Below are 17263 nucleotides of genomic sequence, written 5' to 3' on the forward strand. Positions count from 1 at the left end.
TTTCAAACACATACAAAGTGACAGATTATACACGAAGGTGACACGGGAGTACACGCTATTGTGTCACTCTGTTTAGTAAGTCCGGTAATAACAAAAAAGCCTATAAACCATTGAATTGTCAAAAAAAACATATATCTTTGCACCGCTTTTAGAGCACTATTTTTAAGTTAAACCATTTAAAGTTACTGATCAGAGCTGGACTCAGATCTCGAATAGATGATTGAATCTGACAAATTAAAAAATGTACAACCGGTTGATAATTTCGACTGGGATGCCTACGAACAAGGCGAAAGCTTTTCTACTAAAAGTAAAGAAGAATTAGTAGAAACCTATGACCAGTCATTGAACAAAATCAATGATAAAGAAGTGGTAATGGGTAAAGTAACATCGATGAACAAACGCGAAGTGGTTGTTAACATCGGTTACAAATCAGACGGTGTTGTTTCTATGAATGAATTCCGTTACAACCCTGATCTGAAAATTGGTGACGAAGTAGAAGTATACATCGAAAGCCAGGAAGACAAAAAAGGTCAGCTTATCCTTTCTCACAAAAAAGCACGTGCTTCTCGTTCTTGGGAACGTGTTAATGAAGCTCTTGAAAAAGATGAAATTATCAAAGGATACATCAAATGCCGTACTAAAGGCGGTATGATTGTTGACGTATTCGGTATTGAGGCATTCCTTCCGGGATCTCAAATCGACGTTAAACCAATCCGTGATTACGACGTATTCGTTGACAAAACTATGGAATTCAAAGTTGTTAAAATCAACCACGAATTCAAAAACGTTGTTGTTTCGCACAAAGCTCTTATCGAAGCTGAACTTGAACAACAGAAAAAAGACATCATCTCTAAACTTGAAAAAGGTCAGGTTCTTGAAGGAACAGTTAAAAACATCACTTCATACGGTGTATTTATCGACCTTGGTGGCGTAGATGGTCTTATCCACATTACAGACCTTTCTTGGGGACGTGTTCAACATCCTGAAGAAGTGGTTAAATTGGATGAAAAAATCAACGTGGTTATCCTTGACTTCGATGATGACAAAAAACGTATCGCTCTTGGTCTAAAACAACTTACTCCTCATCCATGGGATGCTCTTGACGCTAACCTTAAAGTTGGTGACAAAGTGAAAGGTAGAGTAGTTGTAATGGCTGATTACGGTGCATTCATCGAAATCGCTCCGGGTGTAGAAGGTCTTATCCACGTATCAGAAATGAGCTGGACTCAACATCTACGCAGCGCTCAGGACTTCATGAAAGTGGGCGACGAAGTAGAAGCTGTTGTTTTGACTCTGGACCGCGAAGAACGCAAAATGTCTCTTGGTATCAAACAATTGAAACCAGATCCATGGGAAAATATCGAACAAAAATATCCGGTTGGAAGCCAACATACTGCTAAAGTACGTAACTTTACTAACTTCGGAGTATTTGCTGAAATCGAAGAAGGTGTAGATGGATTGATCCATATCTCAGACCTTTCTTGGACTAAGAAAATCAAACACCCAAGTGAAATCACTCAGATCGGTGCTGATATTCAGGTACAAGTTTTAGAGATCGATAAAGAAAACCGTCGTTTAAGCCTAGGTCACAAACAATTGGAAGAAAATCCTTGGGATGTATTTGAAACTATCTTTACAGTAGGTTCGATCCACGAAGGAACAGTTGTTGAACTAGTTGACAAAGGTGCTGTAATTTCTCTTCCTTATGGTGTTGAAGGTTTTGCTACTCCTAAACACTTGGTGAAAGAAGACGGAACTCAAGCTCAGGTAGATGATAAACTTGAATTCAGAGTTATCGAATTCAATAAAGATTCTAAGAGAATCATCGTTTCTCACAGCAAAGTATATGAAGAAGAAAAAGGCGGAAGCGATGCTTCTGAAAAGAGATCCTCAAGAAAAGCTTCTAAGAAAGATGAGCCTGCACAAATCACATCAACATCGGCAGAAAAAACTACCCTTGGTGATATCGAAGAACTTGCAGCATTGAGAGATAAACTTTCTGGAGACGCTAAATAAGAATCATTTCTTATATTATAAAAAAGACCGCTATAAAACATAGCGGTCTTTTTATTTTATGATATATCTACCTTTCTCAGGCATCGCTAAGCTTAAATACCAATAATGAAGTAGTCTGGTCAATTTTATTATATAGTAATTCTTCTTCTTTCTCTACAGTTTCCGAATAAGAAAATCCTTCATCCTCCATCCTGTCTGAATAAAGCAACCTCTTATGCTTTTCTGTCAGCTCCTTTATCTTTGCAATATCTGAAGCAAATGAAACATGGAGGTTTGAATAAGTGAGTAATGTAACAATAGTATCGAGCTTGTGCTGAAGTACATCCAGCGTATTTCTGATTATAAGGAAGTCTCGAGAAACCATTTTCTCCTCATTCTGTACGATCAGATTAATCTTTCGGTACAAAGCCTGCAACTCCTCTACCCTCTTTTCGATTAAGTCTTTTTTATCCCGTTTTACCTGAAGCTTTTGGTCTAATACTTCCGGAATATATACCGCCAGAAATACAGTAACAACCAGAGTCGCCAGATCTACTATATTAATAGCTTCAGCAATTGGTAAATTATAATAATGCCGTATTGCAATTCCAACAACAACTCCAATTAAAACTAAAGAGATATACAAAAAATATTTTAATACACTATCGGAAATTTTCATACTTTCTTTTATATGGGTTTACTCTGACAAACAAAGGTTAAACAAACATATTAAGTTAAAAGTTTTGTTGTTTATTACTTCTAGTAATAAACAGCCGTAACGCTAAAATCGAATTTACAATGAAAAATAACACAAGCAGAAACGAAACCCTTTACTTTTTGTATATTTGCAACGATTGGAAAATTACGAAAGATAGGATTATTTATTCCGTTAAACCCTTTTGTAAGCTAAAGCAACAGAATATCAAATTTCTAGCTATTAATCAGACAATAATAATATACCATAAAATAATTTGATGCATTTCGATCTTAGTCTTATCAGTAAGTACAGAACTCAATTGATGGGGGCTGCTATGATATGGATTATGCTATTTCATACAAAAATAAGTATAACAATACCAATTATAACAAGCATAAAGAGTATTGGCTATGCAGGCGTAGATGTATTTGTTTTCCTCTCCGGAATAGGGATATATTATTCGTGGCAAAAAGAACCTTCTTATAAACACTTTTATCAAAAGCGAATACTACGTATATTACCATCATATATATCATTAGCAATATTATTCGCTGTAATTGGTATTATATTTTACAACTATAAAATATCGAGCTTCATATGGAGCATATCATCTTTAGCTTATATATTTGAGATATTTGATCCTTTGATTACCAATTGGTACATTCCCTTCATTTTATTCCTATACTTGATCACACCTCCTTTTTTTAGTATTTTCTCTAAAAATATCGTCAAAGGTTTTTGGGTTATAATAATCATTACCTTGATTACATATTGCTTGATAAATTTATATTATACCCAATATATATACCTGCTACTTATGATATCTCGTATCCCTATATATTTTCTGGGAATATATATAGGATATCAAATTACTAAAAAGAAGCAATTAAACTATCTGGAAACATCTGCCTGTTTTCTATTCTTTATCTTCGGATTAATGATACTATTATATCCGTTTCCTGAACAAATAAGACATATCTTTTATTCAAAGTCGATAATATTTGTTGCGGCAAGTTCTATTACTCCATTTCTATGCATAATCTTTTCCAAGATTTTTCAGATGTTAGATCCGCATCTTAGTTTAGTTAGCCTCTTTGGGAAATATAGCCTTTGCATCTATATTATTCACGAAAAATTGATTTTCATATGCTATCATGAAATCAATAGTTTGTGGATAGCCAATATCATAATCACAATATTAACTCTAACTTTAGCTATTTTCTGGCAAAGAGCTAGCGATAATATAATAGCCAAATACAGGAAAGCACAAAGAGCTAAATTAATTTAGATAAAGGTCAATATCTAAAAGTATCTCTTTATTCATTATATTTGTTCAATAATTAAGACATATGCCACTAATATCTGAACGCGGAATAGAAATGCCAAATTCTCCAATAAGGAAATTGGCTCCTTTATCAGACTCTGCTAAAGCAAGAGGCCTGAAGGTTTATCATCTGAATATAGGACAGCCGGATCTACCGACTCCACAAGCCGGTATAGATGCCATTCATAATTTGGACAGGACTATATTAGAATATAGCCCAAGTGACGGCTATCGTTCATATCGCGAAAAATTAGTTGGCTATTATGCAAAATACAATATCAATGTATCCGCCGATGATATCATCATCACTACAGGAGGATCAGAAGCTGTACTTTTCGCGTTTTTAGCATGCCTAAATCCCGGAGATGAAATAATCGTTCCGGAGCCGGCCTATGCGAATTATATGGCGTTTGCTATTTCTGCAGGAGCTAAAATACGCGCTGTCTCATCAAGTATAGAAGAAGGTTTTGCTCTTCCTCCAATAGAAAAATTTGAAGCTCTGATCAATGAACGGACTAAAGGAATTATGATATGTAACCCTAATAATCCGACCGGTTATTTATATTCCCGTGCTGAGATGAACCAAATTAAGCACTTGGTACAAAAGTATGATCTATATTTATTCTCTGACGAAGTTTACAGGGAATTCATTTATACAGGTTCGCCGTACATCTCTGCTTGCCATCTGGTTGGAATTGAAGATAATGTTGTTCTCATTGACTCTGTGTCGAAACGTTATAGTGAATGTGGCATCAGAATTGGCGCCCTAATTACGAAGAATAAGGAATTACGGAAAGCCGTCATGAAGTTTTGCCAGGCACGTTTAAGTCCTCCTCTAATCGGGCAAATCGTAGCAGAAGCATCACTTGACGCTGATGCTGATTACCTCCGTGATACATATGAAGAATATGTCGAACGCAGAAAGTTCTTAATTGACCGGTTGAACCAAATACCCGGTGTATATTCACCTATTCCTATGGGTGCATTCTATACTGTTGCCCGGCTACCGGTAGATGATGCAGATAAGTTCTGTGAATGGTGTTTGTCTGATTTCGAATACGAAGGTCAAACTATATTCCTTGCTCCAGCCTCGGGATTCTATACATCTCCCGGATTAGGTAAAAACGAAGTTAGAATCGCTTATATTCTAAATAAAGACGATTTAGGATGTGCTCTTACTGTTTTAGAAAAAGCATTGGAAACTTATAATAAAGAACAGAAAAAAGCTTAAATAAAACCCCAATCATCTAATGTACTTAGATCTCACTCTTATAAGTAAATACAGAACCCAGTTAATGGGTTTTGCTATGTTATGGATTGTAATTTATCACATGCCTTTGGTTTTCTACGTTCCTCTGATAAGTGAGATAAAATGGATGGGTTTTAGTGGTGTTGACATATTTTTTCTTGTATCAGGTCTTGGTATATACTTTTCGTGGACAAAAAATCCATCAACCAAAGATTTTTTAAAGAAAAGGCTTCTCAGGATTTTTTCCCTTTATATACCAATCTCTTTGGTTATCCAAATCTATTTAATATATAGTCTGCACTATCCGGTTAATTCTATTTTTTATGTGCTGACAACAGTAGATTTTTGGTTTCCAAAAGGTAATGAGTATTATACACCCTGGTTCATACCAGCTATCTGTTTAATGTACTTCATTACTCCAATCTTTCTGAAGATCACATCGAATAAAACGATGTTCCGTAATGTCTGTTTAGCTTGTATTTCTATTATAATATTAAGTATACTTTTCCCGAACTTTTTGACTGAAGCTATAACCCGGTTTCCAAACTACTTTTTGGGTATTTATATTGGTTTCTTAATCAAACAGAAAGTAAGGTTATCCAAAATCCAAAGCATAGCCATTTGCGGAGCCTTAATGTTAGGTATATTATGTATAGGTATTGCCATAAATTCGAGCCAGATCGGCTCTTTATTAGATGGGCGTTTTATCAGATATTGCCTTATTTTCACAACATTCCCTCTTACTCTTATTATTTCTCAACTTCTAAATCTTCTCTCGTCATATAAGTATCCATTCTTGTCTTTTTTAGGGCTATACAGTTTGCCTATATATTTAACTAATGAAAGGATATATTTAATATTAGAATCAAGTCTCCATATCTCCAAAACAATTTTATGTATACTAGCACTAGCTATAACATTAGGAGTTTCTTATTTAATACAAAACTGGATTTATAAATATATTGATAAGTGGAGCTCCCAGACAAAGGAACCGACATAATAATAACACTCTCGAAATAGATAATAAAAAAGGTTACTGAATATCAGTAACCTTTTTTATTATCTATTATTTACTCTGGTTTCTCAACAAATCTCTAATTTCGGTAAGTAGCACTTCTTCATTACTAGGCGCAGCCGGAGGTGCAGGTTCCTCTGCTTTCTTATTTTGGAGTTTATTCATACCCTTAATCGCAAAGAAAATAACAGTAGAGATAATAACAAAATTAATAACCATCTGAATAAAGTTACCATAATTCAAGCTTACAGCTGGAAGTTCTTTACCTGCAGCATCAATAGACGCTTCCTTGATTACAAATTTCAGATCAGTAAAATTTACCCCATTAAGCAAAACTCCAATCGGAGGCATTACCACATCATTGACGAAAGAGGTTACTATTTGCCCAAATGCACCACCGATGATAACACCGACAGCCATATCGACAACATTACCTCTCATCATAAAGGCTTTAAGTTCTTGAAAAATTGACATAATACAGAGTTTTAATTTATTGTGTATACTGAATTTTGCTAATGTTTGTATAACACCTTTTATTACTAATTGTTTAAAATGATATCTACTTTCTGACGATCGGCTATCCGTGTATTAGTGATCGAAGCCGTTTTGAAACTATACTTAAATAAGGATAAATATCCCAGATGGACATCATTGCCAACTTGTGATAAATCATTTATATGGTAAAATGACTGTACAGTAAAATCTTCGTCACCGATCTCATTTTTAAGCTCATTATCTTCGGCATAGTTTTTTTGAGAGTTATCTATAACTTTCAGATAGTCGATCAGTACATCCCGGTTAGTAGTAAAGATCAGATATCCTTTATTAAAGGTAAGAACCACTGGAATATCTTTACCAAAAACCTCTTTAGCGAGATTAACCGATGTAGTATAAATATGTTGCCTATTTAAAACAATGTCTTTGGTGCTTAATTTTCGTTGAATATAACTAAGTTCCAAACGATTTAGCTTTTCAAAAATATCAAACCTGTCTGTATTGTATTTCAAGACATATATCGGAGCCCGTTTCACTGTATCGATACAAAACCCGTATAAAGGGGGATCGAAAAAGCAGACAAAGTCTTTAGATAAAGAACTTTCCTTATAGTTGATACTATATGATAATAATGGATCAGGAAATATCGAGCAATCAACAGATACCGAATCATTATGCTTATTACTACACTCCCAGATAGAATCTATGCTATCACTATTTATATACCCGGAAAGCTGAAGTCTTTGATTTTCAACAGCTGCATTAAATGCCTGAAAACCAGAATCCGATCTAAAGATCATATTAGCAGAATAGTTGGTATTCATCTCCTTTATCAGATCGTTGATATCCTTATGATTGAGAATACTATTAGTACTATCTGTATCTATAATCTTTTCAAGAAAATTGTAATTGAACCCACCTGCAAAAATTCCATTATAAAACATGCATACAAAGAAATCATTATTTACAGATGGATAAAAAAAGATATTAACTCCCTTATATACTCTCTTTTTAGGAGGAAAAGCGCCAAATAGATCTTTGTCCAAAACTGTTTTAATCAGTTTCTCTTGTTCAAAAGTAACCCGGGTTACTATATAAGGAGACTCATCTTTTACTATCAGAAGTGGATATGTTATTTTTGACTTTATTGCAACAAGTACTTTATCTAATTCAGGGAACAGATGACCGAAAAAGTCTGCATCTTTGGCCTTATTTATCTGTATCAAAGCCGGTGTCTCTTGCGGAATATACATATACAAATCTTCTCCAAAGACCTGTTTATCATGACTCAATCTTCGAAGCATGATTATCCCAATGACCAGAATCAATATGACAAAAAGCCCAACAATCCCTATTTTCAAATATTTGTGTACTGTCATAAATTTTAATTCCTCTCTCTTACAAAGATAAAAGTAATTTTATATATAAAGGTAAAAGAATTAAGGTCTCAGACCTATTTATTGTTTTAATAAGTGCAGGACACTATAAGTTATTACTGTTTTTAGATATATCATTAATTAGTTACAGTTGCTTATTTGATGAGTACCTTCAGTCGATTTTCTTTTCAGCTTTAACTCGAAAATCAGTACTTTTGAACTACATTTGAAATCTCATTTCTGTTTTATGATATCGCAAGTATGAAAACATTACTAAAAAAAGAGCTGATTTCTATCATTTGCTCCAGCATAGGTCTCGTATTTGCTCTGGTTTTCTTATTGGCATGTGGATTGATTCTTTGGTTTTTTCCCGGTAACTATAATATTCTAGATACTGGTTATGCTGTATTAAATCCCTTTTACAAAGTAGCAGCATTTCTTCTCTTGATATTGACTCCGGCTCTTACAATGAGGCTTGTTTCTGAAGAAAAGCGAAACAAAACACTCGCACACCTTTACTCCCGCCCGATTTATCCATATCAGATTATACTAAGCAAATGGATAGCATCATTCCTATTTATTGCACTTGTATTACTTACAACCACAGTGTACATCTATACATTGTATACATTAGGTAATCCTATTGGCAATATAGACTTACGAATTGCCATTGTTACCTACTTTTCTTTATTTATAATATCAGCCTTATTTATAATATCAGGCATTTTTGCTTCATCTCTCAGTAAAAACCAGATTGTAGCATTTGTTATAGCTATTCTTTTAAATTTTTTTCTTTTCTATGGGTGTGAATTACTTAGCAGCTTATTTAATGATGTAAGTGCGAAAACAGTACTCCTGAACCTCTCTCTTTCATATCATTTAGACCGGATGCAAAAGGGTATCATCTACTTAAACGACATTATACTGATTGCAGGATATATTATCATCCTATTCTCATTTATTATATTATACATTAATCCTAAAAAACGGATATTACCTATCTGCATAACAGGAATCTCTTGTTTCATTATCATACTCAGTATTTCATTCTTAACAGCACGATTCGATTTGACCAAAGACAAACGGTATACACTCAGTGCATATACAGAACAATTAATGCACCATTTACCACAAGTAAAAGACCCTGATATACAAATAAATATATACCTCTCCGGTGACATCAACTATGGTTTTTCCCGGTTACAAACTTCAACTCTCGAACTACTCGAAAACCTAAATGAAAAAGCTGATAATCATCTATCTGTTTCAGTAATAAATCCTCTGACATTAGATATCCCGAAAAATAAACTGCATGAATATATGGCAAACCTGTCCATGCCGGCAATTCAACTCAATGAAGCCGACCGTGATGGAAAAGTAAGCCAACGCCTTATATATCCATATGCACAGGTTATTCACGGTCAGGATACTCTGCCTGTCAGTCTACTGAAAAATATTCCGGGAAACAGTGCCGAAGAGAATCTGAACACATCTATTGAAGCTCTGGAGTTTCAGTTTGTTGATGCTATCCGGCTATTACTAAATAAGAATGAGCAGCACATTGCATTTATCGAAGGGCATGGAGAACTCCCCAGAGCCTATGTATATGATGCAGAAGATGCCTTAGCAAAATACTACAATGTAAACCGCGGACAGATAACCAATGATATTGCTGTCCTTAATAATTTTAAAGTCATTATAATCGCAGGTCCAAAGGAACAGTACAGCGAAACCGAAAAATTTATTTTGGATCAGTACTTAATGCAGGGCGGGCGAATACTTTGGCTTATCGACGGAGCCAATATATCTTACAAAGACCTGACAGAGAAGGGGCAATCGCCTAGTATTAAAAATGAAACAAATCTGGACGATTTACTTTTCACATATGGCATCAGAATAAACTCTGATTTCGTACAAGATGCCCTTTGTACAAGCATACCGGTTACTTCGGACGACGGTTCACAGTACACTGCGCTTCCATGGTACTACTCCCCCATTCTATTGCCTTCCAATGATCATACTATAACAAAAGATATAGCAGAAGTAAAAGCTTCGTTTGTCAGCAGTATAAGCCTGACAAATAAGTCGAATGGTATTATACCAAAAGTATTGCTGACTACCGCCAACCGGAGCCATATTGTAAGAGTTCCTGAAATGATAGACTTCGATACCCAAAAGATCGAATCCGACCCTAAATATTTCGAGACATCATACATACCGGTAGCGCTTTCGTTAGAAGGAAGTTTTTCATCTGCTTTTACAAACAGGCTCATACCCGAAGATATTGTTCCTGCACCAACCCGGATATTGGAAAAAAGCAAAAATACCAAAATGGTTATAGCTTCATCATCAGATATTATCAGAAACGGGATCGAATCGGGAAACGAAGGTATGCAAGTACAACCAATGGGGTATGATCAGCTGACAGGTAAACTATTCGGAAACAGAGATTTTATTGTAAATACTGTCAACTGGTTAGCAAATGATGACAACTGGATGGAATTGAGAAACAAATCCCGTCAAATGAATTTGTTGGATAAGCAGCTAATATATACTAACCGGAATAAATATGTATTCTTAAACATCGGTATACCCGTAATACTGATACTAACAGTAATTGGCACAATCTCTCTTTACAGAAAAAGGAAATACAGTAAATAAAAAAAGAACCCTACTTAAATAAGTAAGATTCTTTTCTGATTATTTTTTCTCCGATATTACTTTATTTGAATACTAAAATACGATCTTTTAATGGGGATACTTCCTTTTCTCCGGGCTTATCTGCAGGTACACCGAATGGCATTTGCGCAATTAGCTTCCAGTTCTTAGACACGTTCCATTCTTTGGCAACCTCATCATCTATAATAGGATTATAATGCTGTAAAGAAGCTCCAAAACCAGCATCTTCTAACAATGACCAGACAGAGAACTGATGAATAGCCGATGTCTGAACAGACCATCCGGGAAAATTATCGCTATATGAAGGAAATGCCTTTTGCAAGCCTTCTACCACCGACTGATCTTCGAAAAATAAAATTGTTCCATAACCAGAGGCAAAAGATCCGTCTATTTTAGCTTCAGTCTTCTGAAAAGCATCTGCGGATATTTTAGCTTTCAGCACACCTTTTACTATATCCCACAATTTCTTATGATGATCACCCAACAATAAAACAACGCGTGTCGACTGAGAATTAAATGCTGATGGTGCATTTGAAACAACAAATTCTATAATCTCTTGTATCTCTTTATCAGAAATTAATGATGAATTTGTCAACGAATAATAACTACGACGATGTTTCATCGCCTCTCTAAAACTATTTGCCATGTTTAATTTGTTTTGTAAAATATTAGTATATCCAGTAATAGAAAAATGATTCTTTTCTTCTATCACAAATATAAGAAAAAACAAACTTGTAGCATTTTATTATCTCCTAAATAAACAAAACGCCCTTTAGATTAGCAAATAGACATTACGACGATTACCTATCCACCAGAGATACAATATCATTTAGTCACATATACGCTATGAAAAACTAAATAAAATTGATTAATATATCAAAATAATATTTCACACCACCTCACCATCCCCAGACAAAACAATCACATATAACACTAAATAACAGCATATTACACAAAACAAACAATATTAAAATATTAAAATATCAGCTACGATAAGACTACAGAGATATCTACCAATATGTTTAATAGCATGTTTTTCAATTTTACTTACATTTTGCTATGAACATATCGAAATTTCACCTACTTTTACATCATAATAATAACAAAACATAAGTTCAACAATTTAAATATATGACATTATGAAAGCAAATGTTTTTACTTCAGTTATTGTTGCATTATTTTTATTTGTAACTAATTCTTTGGTAGTGAAAGCAGACTCTGACGCTTTACTCTATCATAACGTAGAAAAACAAGACAATGTAGTATCAACTACTTACTTTAAAGGGGATGGTAAAAGTGAAAATCTAATACCTTTCAAAAAGAAAGTAAATACAATGAACGAACAAGGTCTGTGTGTATCAAAAGTTACATACATTTGGAATTCCGTTGAAAAGAACTGGTCGCCGGTTGATAAAATGGATTATACATACAATGGTGCAACAGTTGCGAGTGTGACACGCCATTCTTGGAATGAAAAAACTAGAAATTGGGGAGAAGCTCAACACATATCTTATACCCAAAACGAGGAAAATTTATCTGCTAAATAAGTAAGCTACTTTAAATTTCACTTAATTATATAAATAGGCTAGGTCTGCTGTGAAGTAGACCTAGTTTTTTTTATTACTGATAGTCAATCCTCCGTCTGACATAGAATAAATACCTCTATCTGACTGAAAGCGTATCACTCTCAGTATGTGATCTTTTGAATAACCTGAAAGTGTATCAATTATATCATCGACAGCTAAACTTTGTGATTCGGTTAATAATGAATTTATTGAATTCGTAATTTCTTCAAATATATAGTTAGTGACACCCGAATCGTTTTTAGACAAACAAACATCACAATATCCGCAATCAGAACTATTCTTTTCGCCAAAATAAGACAATAACATCCTGCTCCGGCAGACTCCGGTATGTTCTACATAGTCTATGATTCCCGATATACGCTTTGTAAACCGTTCTTTTCTTACCTCATATACACTTTTGGGTATAACAATATACTTGAGCGACAAACGGGATTGCGTATAAACAATAAAAGGAGTTTTTTTAAATGGAATATAATCTATAATTCTTCTTTTACTCAATACCTTAAGCATTTCGTATACTTCTTTCCGGCTTTTTTGCAGATGTATACCAATCTCTCCTTCATTTATATTTACATAGTCGGCAAAAAGGCCTGTATATAAACGTAAGATGATATTTATCAAAAGTTCGTAATCCCTATCAAAATCATATTTATACAACTCATCCCGATATACAGAGAAAATAAGCCTCGATTTATTATCCGCTTCATCCGTATATTCGATATAGCCAGCCAGATCCAATATTTTCAGAGCATTATGTGTCGGCAAAATGGGGAATTTGTAAGTCGCACAAAACAGATGCAGGTTAAAGTCATAAACCATATCCAAACCAGAACCTTCCGCTATCTGAAAAAAATAGGCCAATGTTTCATACACATTCACCACAAAATCTCTTTCGGGATATTCATCTGCGATACGTTTCTTAAGCTTTGTACTGTCTGTTTTATTGTAAAGGATTATAGCATAGGCTTTCTGCTCATCCCGGCCTGCCCGGCCTGCTTCCTGATAATATTCCTCGATTGAATTGGGAAGATCCATATGCACCACAAGCCTTACATCGGGCTTATCTATCCCCATCCCGAAAGCATTAGTAGATACTATTACTCTACATTCATTATTTTTCCAAGCATTTTGCCTCAATGTTTTCTCATACGAGGGCAAACCCGCATGATAATAAGCCGAAGAAAATCCATTTTTTTCGAGATCTGCCGATATTTCTTTTGTCCTTAAACGGCTACGCACATAAACTATAGCAGAACCTTGCGTTTTAGAAAGAATTTGTATAAGTGAGGCCAACTTATTGTCGGTATAACGGACAATATAGGCCAAATTCTTCCGCTCGAAGCTTTTCCTGAAAACATTCTTTTCTTTAAATCCGAGAGTATCCTGTATATCGTCAATAACTTCAGGTGTAGCTGTTGCCGTTAATGCTAAGACAGGCACACCGGGCAACTGTTCCCTTACTGTAGCAATATTCATATACGAAGGACGGAAATCGTATCCCCACTGAGAGATACAATGCGCCTCATCCACCGCCAGCATGCAGATATGCATGTCTTTCAACTTTGTCTGGAATAATCTTGTTCCAAGACGTTCGGGTGAGATATAAAGAAATTTGTAATCGCCGAGTATCGCATTCTCCAGAGTCGTTATAATCTCGTTATGAGTCATACCCGAATAAATAGCCAAAGCCTTTATTCCTTTACTCTTCAGATTATCAACCTGATCTTTCATCAAGGCTATAAGAGGTGTTATTACCAGGCATAATCCATCAAGAGCTAACGCCGGTACCTGAAAAGTGATAGATTTCCCTCCTCCGGTAGGCATTAGCCCCAAAGTATCTTTGCCTGTATAGACCGACTTTATTATATCTTCCTGTAAAGGACGAAAGCGATCATACCCCCAATATTGATAAAGTATTTGATGAAAAATATCCACTTCGATATTATCTCTGGAGTATATTAAGGTCTCAGACCTTTTTACTGGTTTTGTAAGTAAAACAAGAATAATCCGTTATGCTCCGAAAACATATTGTTAAATACTTACTTTGCTTTAAAACAACAACAATAGAGTGACTTCTCTTATTCCTTACTAGACATCGGGCGCACCAGAATTTTAATATCTGTATCTTTCAGTGCCTTCTCGATATTCTTATCATTAAAGTCCGAAAAATGATATGGATACAGATACACGGGTTTAACCCTCGTTGCTGCATCTACAAACATGTCGTCTGTCATAGTATATGGCAAATTCTTTGGAAGAAAAGCGATATATATATCTTTTAGATTGTCCATTTCCGGAATATTTTCTGTATCACCGGCAATATACACTTTTTTGCCTCCTATAGTAAGCACATATCCGTTACCTCTTCCTTTAGGGTGATAATATTCTCCTTCCGGATTTTTATTTACAATATTGTAAGCAGGTACAGCCTCTATTGCTATACTATCGAAAACAGTTTTACCTCCGTTATTAATAGCCTCACCATGTCCAAGAATGTCTTTCACAACCTTAGATGATATAAAGTGAGTATCCGCTTTTTTTATTTTATTGATTGCCGCCGTATCCAGATGATCGAAATGTTCGTGAGTCAACAATATCAAATCTGCCTTAGGTTGAACCGAATAATCGGCAACTTCCGAATAGGGATCGACATGTATAATTTTGCCTTTATATGTTAACACAAGCGAAGCATGCCCCAACAATGATACATTCAATTCACCGTTATCTGTAATATATGTATCAGTACTAATTATAGGTGCTTCCTCTTTTGCCATAGTATCCAAATATGTTGAAGCATTACTATTTGTTTCATTCTTTTTATCAGTCGAACAAGCCATAAAAACAGATGTTGCGAATAGAGCGGCAAGTATAAATGTTGTCGTTATTTTCATTTATCTTCAATTTAAATTAATTAAGTAAATTGTCCTTTATCAATATCTTTTATATAAAGCTGGGTATTGGTCTTTCCATTATGAATATTCTGCTCGAGAGTATAACATACATCGAACATATCGGTTTTTACCAACTGGTAATTATCGCTTTGTCTGAATGCAATACCATGAATCAATGCACTGCTGGTAGCATCAAACATATCGAGTTTGATATGCAGATGGTCTTTTCCGACCAGTTTACTGGTTCCATAATCGCTTACATTGCGGGTTACAAAAACAGGATTCAGGTTCTCGGGGCCGAAAGGCGCAAATTTATTCAAATCCGAAACAAATTTAGCGTCTATATCTTTAAATGTCAGTTCTGCATCAATATCTATCTGCGGACACATCATTTCGGGAGCAATCAACTCAACTGACATAGCTTCGAAACGCCTTTTAAACTCGGGTAGATTTTCTTCTTTCAAAGAGAGTCCTGCTGCATATGTATGCCCGCCAAAGTTTTCAAGAATATCTTTACATGCCTCTATTGCCTTATATACATCAAAGCCCATTACCGACCGTGCCGATCCTGTGATCAGGTCATTCGACTTAGTGAGTACTACAGCCGGCCTATAATATTTTTCCGTAATTCGTGAAGCAACAATACCTATTACACCCTTGTGCCAGTTTTCGTTATAAATAACGATACTGTTCACTTTACCAATTTCTAACGAAGATTCTATAAATCCTGTTGCTTCGTCAGTTATACGCTTATCAAGTTCGCGACGGTTATCGTTGTAATGGTCTATATTTTCACTTTTAACCCGTGCATCTTGCGATGAATTTGCCAAAAGCAGATCTACAGCCTCTTTTCCGTTCATCATCCTGCCCGAAGCATTAATGCGTGGACCTATTTTGAACACTATATCGCTCACTGTTATTGCCTTATGGCTTAAACCGCATATATCGATTATTCCTTTCAATCCCATACTGGGATTATTATTCAATTGTTTAAGTCCAAAATGAGTTAACACCCGATTCTCTCCCGTCAAAGGGACAATATCAGATGCTATACTTAAAGCAACTAAATCCAATAAGTCTAATAATTCGCTAAAATCAATCTTATTGTTTTGAGCTAATGCCTGCGCCAGCTTAAAACCTACCCCACAACCCGAAAGATGCTCGTAAGGATAAACGGAATCCGATCGTTTCGCATCTACAACAGCCACAGCATCGGGCAATGTTTCATCTGGCATATGATGATCACATATTATAAAATCTATCCCTTTGCTTTTGGCATATTCGACCTTTTCAATCGATTTTATTCCACAATCGAGTGCAACAATCAACTTTACATCGGTACTCGATGCGTAGTCAATCCCCTGCTCCGAAATACCATATCCCTCATCATATCTGTCAGGAATATAATAATCGAGGTTTGTTGTGAATTTTCTTAAAAACTTGTAGACTAACGCAACTGCCGTTGTACCATCCACATCATAATCACCATATACCAAGATACGCTCTTTCTGTCCCAAAGCTTTTTCTATCCTTTTCACCGCTTTATCCATATCGGGCAGTAAAAAAGGATCATGAAGATTTTTCAAGTTCGGATGAAAGAATCTATCAGCTTCATCTACAGTATCTATACCACGCTGTATCAGCAATTGGCATAGAGCAGGGTGTAAATTCATCTGTTTAGCTAGTTCATCTTTCCGTTCTGTATCTCTGGGTGTTAATGGTTCGTAATTCCATCTGTAAATCATTATATATTTGTTTTTCTTTTCCTGTCGCGGGGAGATTCGATCGACCTCCGAAACTTCTATCTCAAAGCATTCCAAAGCAAGTCACTTTTCATATGCTTACCAAGAAGTATAATACGTAAAGATAGTACTTAATATATAACAACAGACAGATTGCAGAAGTTTTTATTGAAGAAAAATTTCAAAAAGTTGGCAGATAAGAATATATAAATAC

General features: G+C 35.2%; 13 protein-coding genes. 6 read left to right on the forward strand and 7 right to left on the reverse strand.

Features of this window, described 5'->3' with window-relative positions; genetic code table 11:
* The first annotated feature begins 216 nt into the window (after positions 1–216).
* On the forward strand, positions 217–2016 hold the full coding sequence (gene rpsA, locus BUC12_RS09570) for a 30S ribosomal protein S1 (RefSeq protein ID WP_062183505.1): 1800 nt from the start codon (positions 217–219) through the stop codon (positions 2014–2016).
* A 76-nt stretch (positions 2017–2092) separates the two neighbouring features.
* Here the strand turns inward: rpsA and BUC12_RS09575 are convergent, their stop codons facing one another.
* On the reverse strand, positions 2093–2674 hold the full coding sequence (locus tag BUC12_RS09575; protein WP_062183508.1) for a hypothetical protein: 582 nt from the start codon (positions 2672–2674) through the stop codon (positions 2093–2095).
* A 352-nt stretch (positions 2675–3026) separates the two neighbouring features.
* Here BUC12_RS09575 and BUC12_RS20450 point away from each other — a divergent pair, with 352 nt between their 5' ends.
* The 3 genes from BUC12_RS20450 (at position 3027) to BUC12_RS20455 (ending at position 6265) form a co-directional block, all read left to right on the forward strand.
* On the forward strand, positions 3027–3980 hold the full coding sequence (locus tag BUC12_RS20450) for an acyltransferase family protein (RefSeq protein ID WP_369402091.1): 954 nt from the start codon (positions 3027–3029) through the stop codon (positions 3978–3980).
* Between the two features lie 61 nt (positions 3981–4041).
* Positions 4042–5247, forward strand: a complete 1206-nt coding sequence (locus tag BUC12_RS09585) for a pyridoxal phosphate-dependent aminotransferase (protein ID WP_062183513.1) — start codon at positions 4042–4044, stop codon at positions 5245–5247.
* A gap of 100 nt (positions 5248–5347) precedes the next feature.
* Complete coding sequence (locus BUC12_RS20455; RefSeq protein ID WP_369402092.1) at positions 5348–6265, forward strand: acyltransferase family protein; 918 nt, start codon at positions 5348–5350, stop codon at positions 6263–6265.
* 66 nt (positions 6266–6331) lie between these two features.
* Here BUC12_RS20455 and mscL read toward each other — a convergent pair whose 3' ends face one another.
* Both mscL and BUC12_RS09600 read right to left on the reverse strand, forming a co-directional pair.
* Positions 6332–6754 carry a large-conductance mechanosensitive channel protein MscL gene (mscL, locus tag BUC12_RS09595; RefSeq protein ID WP_062183518.1) on the reverse strand — a complete coding sequence of 141 codons (423 nt, stop codon included), beginning with the start codon at positions 6752–6754 and terminating at the stop codon, positions 6332–6334.
* A gap of 65 nt (positions 6755–6819) precedes the next feature.
* Positions 6820–8154, reverse strand: a complete 1335-nt coding sequence (locus BUC12_RS09600; RefSeq protein ID WP_139262041.1) for a hypothetical protein — start codon at positions 8152–8154, stop codon at positions 6820–6822.
* A gap of 258 nt (positions 8155–8412) precedes the next feature.
* On the opposite strand from BUC12_RS09600, the gene gldG reads away from it, so the two are divergent.
* Positions 8413–10812, forward strand: coding sequence for a gliding motility-associated ABC transporter substrate-binding protein GldG (gene gldG / locus BUC12_RS09605; RefSeq protein ID WP_062183522.1), 2400 nt, complete (start codon positions 8413–8415; stop codon positions 10810–10812).
* A 61-nt stretch (positions 10813–10873) separates the two neighbouring features.
* Here the strand turns inward: gldG and BUC12_RS09610 are convergent, their stop codons facing one another.
* A complete protein-coding gene (locus BUC12_RS09610; RefSeq protein ID WP_062183523.1) occupies positions 10874–11476 on the reverse strand; it encodes a nitroreductase family protein in 603 nt (200 codons plus the stop codon).
* Positions 11477–11969: 493 nt separating this feature from the next.
* On the opposite strand from BUC12_RS09610, the gene BUC12_RS09615 reads away from it, so the two are divergent.
* Positions 11970–12377, forward strand: coding sequence for a DUF3836 domain-containing protein (locus BUC12_RS09615; protein WP_062183526.1), 408 nt, complete (start codon positions 11970–11972; stop codon positions 12375–12377).
* Between the two features lie 60 nt (positions 12378–12437).
* Here the strand turns inward: BUC12_RS09615 and BUC12_RS09620 are convergent, their stop codons facing one another.
* The 3 genes from BUC12_RS09620 to recJ all read right to left on the reverse strand — a co-directional run bounded on the left by BUC12_RS09620 (position 12438) and on the right by recJ (position 17052).
* A complete protein-coding gene (locus tag BUC12_RS09620; RefSeq protein ID WP_062183533.1) occupies positions 12438–14351 on the reverse strand; it encodes a RecQ family ATP-dependent DNA helicase in 1914 nt (637 codons plus the stop codon).
* Positions 14352–14494: 143 nt separating this feature from the next.
* Positions 14495–15307 carry an MBL fold metallo-hydrolase gene (locus tag BUC12_RS09625; protein WP_082141941.1) on the reverse strand — a complete coding sequence of 271 codons (813 nt, stop codon included), beginning with the start codon at positions 15305–15307 and terminating at the stop codon, positions 14495–14497.
* Between the two features lie 20 nt (positions 15308–15327).
* Positions 15328–17052 (reverse strand): single-stranded-DNA-specific exonuclease RecJ, encoded by a 1725-nt coding sequence (gene recJ / locus BUC12_RS09630; protein ID WP_062183536.1) that lies wholly within the window; start codon positions 17050–17052, stop codon positions 15328–15330.
* Between the last annotated feature and the right edge of the window lie 211 nt (positions 17053–17263).

Origin of the sequence: Indolivaga macrotermitis (genome assembly GCF_900128985.1) — a bacterium.
GTDB classification, from domain to species: Bacteria; Bacteroidota; Bacteroidia; order Bacteroidales; family Dysgonomonadaceae; genus Dysgonomonas_A; species Dysgonomonas_A macrotermitis.

Excerpts from the sequence above, each read along its gene's own strand:
- recJ (WP_062183536.1), bottom strand. The coding sequence starts at position 17,052 with ATGATTTACAGATGGAATTACGAACCATTAACACCCAGAGATACAGAA.
- BUC12_RS20455 (WP_369402092.1), top strand. The coding sequence starts at position 5,348 with ATGCCTTTGGTTTTCTACGTTCCTCTGATAAGTGAGATAAAATGGATG.
- mscL (WP_062183518.1), bottom strand. The coding sequence starts at position 6,754 with ATGTCAATTTTTCAAGAACTTAAAGCCTTTATGATGAGAGGTAATGTT.
- gldG (WP_062183522.1), top strand. The coding sequence starts at position 8,413 with ATGAAAACATTACTAAAAAAAGAGCTGATTTCTATCATTTGCTCCAGC.
- BUC12_RS09610 (WP_062183523.1), bottom strand. The coding sequence starts at position 11,476 with ATGGCAAATAGTTTTAGAGAGGCGATGAAACATCGTCGTAGTTATTAT.
- BUC12_RS09585 (WP_062183513.1), top strand. The coding sequence starts at position 4,042 with ATGCCACTAATATCTGAACGCGGAATAGAAATGCCAAATTCTCCAATA.
- rpsA (WP_062183505.1), top strand. The coding sequence starts at position 217 with ATGATTGAATCTGACAAATTAAAAAATGTACAACCGGTTGATAATTTC.
- BUC12_RS09600 (WP_139262041.1), bottom strand. The coding sequence starts at position 8,154 with ATGACAGTACACAAATATTTGAAAATAGGGATTGTTGGGCTTTTTGTC.
- BUC12_RS09575 (WP_062183508.1), bottom strand. The coding sequence starts at position 2,674 with ATGAAAATTTCCGATAGTGTATTAAAATATTTTTTGTATATCTCTTTA.
- BUC12_RS20450 (WP_369402091.1), top strand. The coding sequence starts at position 3,027 with ATGATATGGATTATGCTATTTCATACAAAAATAAGTATAACAATACCA.
- BUC12_RS09625 (WP_082141941.1), bottom strand. The coding sequence starts at position 15,307 with ATGAAAATAACGACAACATTTATACTTGCCGCTCTATTCGCAACATCT.
- BUC12_RS09615 (WP_062183526.1), top strand. The coding sequence starts at position 11,970 with ATGAAAGCAAATGTTTTTACTTCAGTTATTGTTGCATTATTTTTATTT.